The organism is Corallococcus praedator, from assembly GCF_003612125.1.
Classification (GTDB): domain Bacteria; phylum Myxococcota; class Myxococcia; order Myxococcales; family Myxococcaceae; genus Corallococcus; species Corallococcus praedator.
In genome coordinates this window covers 1-8,247 of the sequence record NZ_RAWI01000403.1, presented here as the reverse complement: position 1 = coordinate 8,247, position 8,247 = coordinate 1, and the positions used below count along the sequence as shown (strand labels likewise).

6 protein-coding genes are annotated in these 8,247 nt (G+C 72.1%); 3 read left to right on the top strand and 3 right to left on the bottom strand.

Translation table 11 applies throughout. From position 1 onward, the window contains the following. Window positions 1-333: 333 nt before the first annotated feature. Complete coding sequence (locus tag D7Y13_RS34215) at window positions 334-567, top strand: hypothetical protein (protein WP_014396719.1); 234 nt, start codon at window positions 334-336, stop codon at window positions 565-567. A gap of 256 nt (window positions 568-823) precedes the next feature. Here D7Y13_RS34215 and D7Y13_RS34210 read toward each other — a convergent pair whose 3' ends face one another. Both D7Y13_RS34210 and D7Y13_RS34205 read right to left on the bottom strand, forming a co-directional pair. Next, entirely contained in the window at window positions 824-2,443 is a 1,620-nt protein-coding gene (locus tag D7Y13_RS34210) for a CAP domain-containing protein (protein WP_120583613.1), read from the bottom strand. Continuing rightward, the gene (locus D7Y13_RS34205) at window positions 2,440-2,739 is read right to left on the bottom strand and encodes a DciA family protein (RefSeq protein WP_120533015.1); all 300 of its coding nucleotides are present in this window, start codon (window positions 2,737-2,739) and stop codon (window positions 2,440-2,442) included. The genes D7Y13_RS34210 and D7Y13_RS34205 overlap by 4 nt, the downstream gene beginning before the upstream one ends. A gap of 190 nt (window positions 2,740-2,929) precedes the next feature. Here D7Y13_RS34205 and D7Y13_RS34200 point away from each other — a divergent pair, with 190 nt between their 5' ends. Both D7Y13_RS34200 and D7Y13_RS34195 read left to right on the top strand, forming a co-directional pair. Further along, the gene (locus D7Y13_RS34200; protein ID WP_120583614.1) at window positions 2,930-5,509 is read left to right on the top strand and encodes a dickkopf-related protein; all 2,580 of its coding nucleotides are present in this window, start codon (window positions 2,930-2,932) and stop codon (window positions 5,507-5,509) included. Window positions 5,510-5,606: 97 nt separating this feature from the next. Next, window positions 5,607-6,485: a GGDEF domain-containing protein gene (locus D7Y13_RS34195; protein WP_120533013.1), complete on the top strand. Its 879-nt coding sequence runs from the start codon at window positions 5,607-5,609 to the stop codon at window positions 6,483-6,485. A gap of 42 nt (window positions 6,486-6,527) precedes the next feature. On the opposite strand, the gene D7Y13_RS34190 is transcribed toward D7Y13_RS34195, so the two are convergent. After that, window positions 6,528-8,247, bottom strand: a 1,720-nt coding sequence (locus D7Y13_RS34190; protein WP_147452555.1) for a lysophospholipid acyltransferase family protein, incomplete at its 5' end; no start/stop codon positions are given.

Genomic DNA, 8,247 nt, shown 5'->3' with positions numbered 1-8,247 from the left:
CCGTCACCCAGCCCGCCACCCAGCCCGTCCAACTCATGGAATCTTCCTTTCACATCGCGGCCTTGCGGCATCGGAACGAGAGGTTTGAAGTCGACATTCCCCAACAGGTGGGCGGGGGTCGGTTTGACAGTCGGCCCGACAAGTCCTAGATCCCGCGCCCACGGGCTGGTCCAGCGGGTTGTCCACCCGTTGCGCGAGCCGGAGGGAATCCTTACGTTGCGCCGCCGTTGAGCGCTACTCCGGACCGCCGTCGTGTCGTCAGGCGTACCTGTCGTCGGTAGCACTGCTCGTTCACAGACCTCGGGGGGGGAAACAGCTCATAGGGGAGGCTCCATGAAGCCGTGTCCATCCGATCTGCCGCAGACCATCAATCCCGAAGCCGGCCCCAAGCGGGCAGGCGTCGAGACGCATCGCAACCTGAACTGCAACCACTACGACAACTGCCTCGATGAGGCCGTGCGTCGTGGGTGGCAGTCGTTCACGTGCATGAAGTGCCCGATGTACGCAAACCTCGCGCCTCCGCAGATGGGGCTCGAGGCCTATGCGACCCAGCGTCGCCCCGTCTAGTTATCGACGGGCGCGCCCTTTTGTTTCGGGGTGCTGATGCTGTTTTCCGGCCACGCCCGAAGGGGGACGTGGCCGGAGTCCGCGTGGACATCCCTTCGTCGCGCCTCCGCCCCCGACCTTCCGGCCAGGGAAAACGGTTGGCGGCCCTGCGCTTGATGTCAGGGCATGGGATGCGCCGTGAAGAAGTTCCAGAGCACCGTGTTCGCCTGGAGGTCCGACGTGACGTCGCCTCCGCACTGCGTGCGCGTGCGGCGCTTCAGTGGACCGCGGCGTAGATGACGGCCACCCAGTACTGGCCCTGCCCGAAGCGCTTGGAGTTGCCCTTCACCAGCCCCACGCCCACGCGGGTGTTGGTGGCGGTGGCGAGGCTGCGGGATTCAGGGATGGCGCCCGGGTCTCCCACGACGAAGAAGTCCACCGCGGCCGTGCCCGCGTCGGGCAGCACCGAGAACACCCGCTCGTGCAGGGGGGACGGGTCGCCCGCACCGGCGGAGGGTTCGTCCTGGGCGAGTGATTGGCGGGCGTGCTCCCGCGCCAGTCGCTCCAGCGCATCGCTGCGCACCAGGGGCGGCAGCTTGAGCGTGGCGCGGTGCCGGGCCAGGGCCTCGTACGCGTCCGACAGCGGATCCGTGGAGGCCGCCGTACCGGGCGCTGCCGCGGTGAAGACCTCCGTGAGGATGGCCTGGTTGCGCCCGTCGACCTTCTGGAAGGCCACGCCCACGCCCATGAAGCGGAAGGTGGGGTCCATCAGGTTCTTGCGGTGGCCGGGGCTGTGCTCGATGCCGAAGTGCGCGGCGAGCGGGCCCGCCGCCAGCCCCAGGTTCTCCCCGGCGCGGATGTAACGCGTGCCCTCCGGCAGCCTGCTCGTGAGGGTGGCGCCGTCCGGCGCGACGTGGGCGAAGAAGCCCTCGGCGGCCATGCGCGCGCTGTAGCGCAGCGAGACGTCCTCCAGCGTCGGATCCGGCGCGAGCTCCGTCAGGTGGTGTGCTCGGCGCAGGGCGTTGATGCGCTCGTAGAGGGCGTCGCGGGCCTCGGCCAGGGTGGTGGGCTCGCGGGTCGCCTCGCGCTCGCCGCGCTCCGAGCGCGTGCCCACCTGCACGAGGAACAGCGAGGCCACCTCCGGTCCCGCATCCCCCTGGCCCACCACCTCCACGGTGTAGGCGCCGGGGCGGGTGAATGGCAGCCGCGCGCAGAAGCCGGAGGTCCCCGACGGTGCGCGCGACAGGGGAACGCCTTCCACCTCGCCATCCGGCCGGGTGATGAAGACCTCGGGACTTCGCAGCGGCGACACCAGCCGGCCGCACACCACGCGCTCCGTCCTGGCCGCGGCCAGCGCGCGGGGGAAGGGGAGGACCTCCGCCTTGCGGTCCGCGAGCAGCAGCACCAGCGCGGCCCGCTCTCCCAGGAACGCCACGCCCACGCCGTAGTGGCTCGCGCGCTCGCTGTTGAAGTCCGTGCGGGCGAGGAAGGTCCCGATGGCGTGCGCGTGCACCCAGGCGCGGATGACCAGGACCCGGGGCGACGGATCCGCGGCGCCGGACTCACTGACGGCTTCGGTCAGGGTGAGCAGGTCGGGGGCCCCGGTGGTGAACTCGCTCAGGGCTTCGCGCGCGAGCCGCCGGGCCGCGGTCTCCAGGGCCTTGTCGCTGGTGGGCGCGCGCCGGCCCACGCGCTCGAACTCGCGGGCGACGTGCATGCGGGCCCGGGCCTCTTGCGACTGTGGCGTCTCCGCCGCGACGGGAGGCTTCAGGGCCTGGGCCGCCGGGTCGATGGGCGTGACGGAGGCCACCTTCGAGGGCGGTGGCTCGGCGGAGGCGGGGGACAGGGGGCCCCATGCCGTGGCGAGCAGCACGCCCAGCAGCGCGGCCCTCCTCATCGGGACTCCAGTTGGAAGGCGAGGGCCGTCACGGTGCCGGGGCCCAGCTTCTCGTTGAGCCGCTCGCAGAGGGACGGGGCCTGGCGGGTGAGGGCCTGGGCCCACTCCGCGTTCTCCACGGTGATGACGAGCGTCTTGCCCTCCAGGTGGTGCGGGCGGCTGTGGCGCGCGGTGTTCTCCCCGGCCGCGGCCACCCAGAGGGGCATCAGCGACATGGCACGGCCCGACTCACCGGCGAGGCGCGCCAGCACCTTGGGAAGCAGGCTCTCCAGCGTCTTGGGCTCACTGCGCGCCATCGTCGGGCGATTCTGGGACCCCGGGCGCCGGATTCCAACCGACACTTGCCTGCCCGCCCGTTTGATTTCCCGTCCGCCCGGGCTCCCACGGTGTTCCCGGATGTGCGCAGGGGATGAGACGGGCGGGTCGCGTCACGGGCGCTCCCCCTGTAAGGTCCGGGCAAGGCCGGTCCCCCTCGGAGTTCCCCCCATGCGTCCAGTCCCCCTGACGGTCCGGTCCCCCGGCCTCGTGCTCGCATTGCTGTTGGCGTGCGCCATGGGCTGCGCGATGGACGACGCGAATGGTCCCATCATCCAGGGCGAAGGCCCGGGTGCCGCGTGCACGGTGGACCAGGACTGCGCGGATCCGTCCCTCTTCTTCTGCAACACCGCCCTGTCCCGCTGCGAGGCCGCGTGCCGGAGCGACGAAGACTGTTCGGTGGAGCGCCGGGGATCGCGGTACGCGCTCCTCGCCTGTGAGCAGTCGCTGGGCTGTCGCTGTGACGCGAGCCGCTGTGTCCCCGCCCTCTGCACCGGGGATGACGCCTGTGAGGCGGGCCAGGTGTGTCGCGACGGCACCTGCGGCAGCCCCCTTCCGGAGAACATCGCCGCCGGCTGTCGCGTCGTGCCGGAACGGATCGTCGCGCCCGTGGGCACCTCCGTGCGCTTCGAGGCGTGGGTATCCGACGGCAAGGGGCAGGCCGTCGTCCTGAGCCAGGGCATCACCTGGAAGGCCGTGGCCGCGCTCGTGACGGGCAGCGGCACCGGGGCCCGGGCCACCTTCACGCTGGCCTCGCCCGGCGCGGAGACCGAAGCGGTGGAGGCCCGGGTGGGCCCGGCCACGTGCCGCGCGCGCGTCACCGTGTTGCCAGCCCATGTCACCCCGGATTCGCTGCGGGTGCTGGTGACGGATGCGCTCACCGGGCATCCCGTCGAAGGCGCTTCGGTGCTGGTGTCGGACACGCTGGGCCAGACGCTGGCCCGCGAGTCGACGGACGCGGTGGGTGTGGCCGTGGTCGCCGCGCGGGGCGAGGTGGGCGTGTCCGTGTTCCACGAGGACTTCGGCTACCTCACCCTGGCGCACTACGACACGAAGGGCTCGCGCGATCTGCGCCTGCCCCTGCGCCGCAACCCGGCGGACCGCGAGGGAGGGGTGCGCGCCCTGTTCAACAACTTCGCGCCGGTGGGCTCCGGTGGCGCGCTGACCCTGGGGCTGACGGGCCTGTCGGTGCCAGGGCTCGCATCGGAGGCGGCCCCCGGACAGGTGGCGGGACCCGAGCGGCCGGTGGACCTGCGGCTGGGAAGCTCGACGCGCCAGTTCCTGGTGCCGGACAACGTCTGGGTGTTCGGACTGGGCGTCTTGTCACAGCCCGATATCGTCGCGCCTGGCATCGCCGGCGTCTGTGATTCCCGGCTTCGCGAGGTGGCGGAGCCGGAGGTGGCCATGCGCACGGGCGCCTGTGGCACGCGCTCGGCGTGGGCCCTCACCGCGCAGGTTCCGTCGGGCGAGCTTCCGGCGGGGATGATGGATCCGGGGACGGATCCGCTGCTGCTCCTGGCACGCGCGCTGCCTCAGTCGGGGCGGTTCTCCTCCTCCCTCTCACGCGACGTGCAGTTCACGCTGCGACCCCCGGGCGGGGGAGAAACGGTGCTCGGCCCGTTGGTGGCCCATGATTTCCAGCAGGTGCCGCTGGGCTTCCCGTTCGTGGTGCGCATCCCCGCGCTTCCGCGCTTGCGCGACGGCTATCCGGAACGCGCCGTGGTGCTGGGCACGGTCGCCGCGCCCGGCCGGGGCCTGGTGCCGCTGGGCCTGGGCGCCGCCGTCAACACCAGCCCGTCGGATCCGCTCACGGACACACAGCCGGGCCTCCTGACCCCGGGGTTCGTGCGCGTGCGCATGGCCCCGGCGCACCACGGTCTGGAGGGGCAGCCGTACCGGTTGCTCGCGCTCGCGTCGTCGGGTTCCCTGGTGGGTGAAGCGTCCGCGGGCACCGCCACCAGCGCGGTGTTCGCCCCGCTGGAGGCGCCCCGCTTCGATCCGGAGGGCACTCAGCCGGTGACGTTCTCCGACGCCTTCCTCGCCGTCCCGGAAGGCTCCCGCTACAACCCGGACCTGTTGCCGTGGCACGGCCTGCTGCCCCGCGAATGGCGGCTGGACGCCACGGTGCTGCTGGCGACCGTCGTGCGCGCGACCTTCACCAACGCGGCCGGACGGCGCTGGACGGTGGTGATGGACGGCCGCCGCGCGGTGTCCGGCGTGCGCCTGCCCGTGCCTCCGTCGGGCTTCGAGGACCGCACCTTCCAGGGCGACACGGAAGGCTCGCGCGCCTCGCTGTCGGTGGAGGCCCTGCGCGTGACGACGGCGGAGGGCGCGTCGCTCGGCGCTCCGGCGCTGGCGGAGTCCGGTGGGTTTGCTCCGGAGGCGCTCGCGGAGGCGACCCGCTCCGTGTCCACGCTGCACCAGGGCCGGCCCCAGGTGACGTGGGTGGAGCCGGCGGAAGGGGCTTCGCTGGACCGTGGGGCCACCGTGCGGGTGCGGGTGGACGGCTTCCACGTGGGCCCCGGGCTCACCGACGACGGCGGGGTGCTGCTCAGCGTGCGCGGTGGCGGCCCGGGCTGCGACGGCGTGCTGGTGTCGAGCGACCTGGCCTCGCGGTCGGGCGAGGTGTCCCTCGCGCTGCCCGCCACGTGCTGGGGCACGGAGGTGGTGCTCGCGGCGTCCCTGGTGGATGGGCTGCACCTGCCGCTGCGGCCAGCCGTCACCGCCGTGCGCACCGTTCGGGTGCCCTGACGCACCAGGGTGTCAGTGCTTCTGCGACCTGGGAAGGCACCCATGCCGGCCGTGAATTCGCTTTCACGATTTGCGCGGTGATACGTTTACCGACGCCATGGGCCAGAAGGAGACGGTCGTCACCGTCATCTCGAAGATCTCCGAGCGCCCCGTCAACCTGGACGCGGCGCTGGTGGTCATCTACGGCCTGGACCTGGGGCGTAAGTTCGATTTGACGCGCGAGGAGACCCTGATTGGTCGCTCGTCCAAGGCGGACATCCAGATTGATCAGGAGGCGGTGAGCCGCAACCACGCGCGGATCACCAACACCACGAAGGGTGTGCGCATCGAGGACCTGGGCTCCACCAACGGCACGTTCGTCAACGACGACGTGGCGGCGGGAGGCCGGTCGCTGCAGAACGGCGACCTGGTGAAGATTGGCCGCACCATCTTCAAGTTCATCGCGGGCGGCAACATCGAGGCGGCGTACCACGACGAGATCTACCGGCTGACCACGATGGACGGCCTGACGCAGATCTACAACCGCCGCTACTTCGACGAGCAGCTGGACCGCGAAATCTCCCGCAGCCGCCGCTACGAGCGCACGCTGTCGCTGGTGATGCTGGACCTGGATCACTTCAAGGAGGTCAACGACACCTTCGGCCACCTCGCGGGGGACTCGGTGCTCAAGCAACTGGCCTCCACCGTGCGCACGCGCATCCGGCGCGAGGACGTCTTCGCCCGCTACGGCGGCGAGGAGTTCGCGCTGCTGCTGCCTGAAATCTCCCTGGGCGGCGCGCGGCAGCTCGCGGAGAAGGTGCGCAAGCTGGTGGAGCGGCAGCGCTTCGAGTTCGACAAGCAGGTCGTCCCCGTCACGCTGTCGGTGGGCGTCGCCACGCTGGAGCCGCACCACCGCGAGCCCGCGGAGCTGGTGCGCGCGGCGGACGAGCGCCTCTACGAAGCCAAGACCCAGGGGCGCAACCGCGTCTGCGGCTGAAGCGCCCCCGGTCGTGCCGGTGCCTCCCCGCGAGGCCTTCAGCTAGCCCGCGAACACGGAGCGGCGCTCGCGCAGCAGGGCCTGGAGCATGGACTGGATGGCTTCGCGCGTCCGTTCGGTGAGCCGCTGCACCTCGCCCAGGTCGTCCGCGGACTCCGGGGGCAGCCCCTCCATCGTCAGGGGTTCGCCGAAGCGGATGGTCCACTTGGCCGGCAGCGGGCCCGGGGCGGTGAGCGGCAGCGACGGGAACCCGAGGAACCCACCGGGGATGCGGCCCAGCAGCGGCGACGTCTCCTCCGCGCCGACGATGGCCACCGGGACGATGGGCGCGCCGGTGCGCAGGGCCAGCTTCACGAACCCGCCGCGTCCGAAGCGCTTGAGGCGGTAGCGCTCCGCGAACGGCTTGCTCGCGCCCTGGTAGCCCTCCGGGAAGACGACCAGCGGCCGGCGTTCGTCCAGCAGCCGCAGCGCGTTCTCCGGCGAGGCGCGCACGGCGCCCAGGCGGTTGAAGAGGGTGCCCAGCATGGGCGCGTGGAAGACCTGATCCTCCACCAGCCACCGCGCTTCGAGCAGATCCGGGCGCTCGCGCAGGAGCACCTGGGACATCACGAGGCCGTCGTAGGGCAGGGCGCCGGAGTGGTTGGCGACGAGGATGGCCGCGCCCCGGGGCACCTGGTCCACGCCCTCCACGGACACGCGCCAGTACTGCTCATAGAGGAAGTCGAGGACCGGCTGGAGGTTCTCCACCAACCCCGCGTCCTTGCCGTAGTCGTCCAGCCGGCTGCCGCCGCCGGTGCCCAGGCCGGTGCGCACCGCTTCCATCAGGCCGTGCATCGCGCCGACCGCGCGTCCCAGGCCGTCGCTCGCGAGCGCCTGACCGGCGATCTCCTTCGCCAGGGAGAACATGCCCGCCGCGCGCCCCGCGAACCCCGTGGGTGGAGCGGCTTCCTCCGGACGGGCGAAGACGGAGGCGTCCTGCTCCGGGTCGTCCCGGCGGGGAACGTCGTCGTCGGTCACGATCGACAGGGGGACGCGGCGGCTGGGTGGCAGCTCGTCGTGGGACTCGTCGGGCAGTTCGACCTCCGGCTCCACGTCGGTGGGGGCCGCGCCCGCGATGATGGAGACGGAGATGGAGACGCCGTCCTGCTCGCCACGCTCCGAGCCTTCCGGCAGGTCCTCCCCGTCAGGGTTGCTTCCAGGAGCGCTGTCCGGATCCCGCTGCCAGGCGTCGGCGGTCCAGACCTCTTCGGCCTCGTCCTCGTCCGGGTGCTCGTCGGGGGCGGGGGCGGGCACGCTCTCCGGATCCCGCTGCCAGGCGTCGGCGGTCCAGACCTTCTCGGCTTCTTCCAGGTCGTGTGCGTCGCCGTCCTCGGCGGTGGAGAGGGCGCGCTCCTCGGGGGAGGTGGCCCGGCGATCCATCACTTCGTCCACGGCGACGCCGGCGGTGGCCTCGGCCACCTGGGTCGCGACCCTGGTGGCGAGGTCCCGTTCGGAGGTGGTGTCGTGGCCGTCGTCCAGGACCTGCCGCACCGCGGACTCGGCCAGCTCGGCGACGAGCTCCGTCGCGAGGACGCGCTCGATGTCCCGGTCCTGGCCCGGACGTCCCGGGAGCAGTTCGTCCACGGCGGACTTCGCGGCGGCCTCCGCCGCGTCGGAGGCCAGGGCTTCCGTCATCGCGCGGTCCACCGTGCGCTCCTCGGGACGCGAGGTGCGCACTTCGTCCGCGAGCACCTGGGGCCTGGAGGGCCGCGAGGCCTGGGTG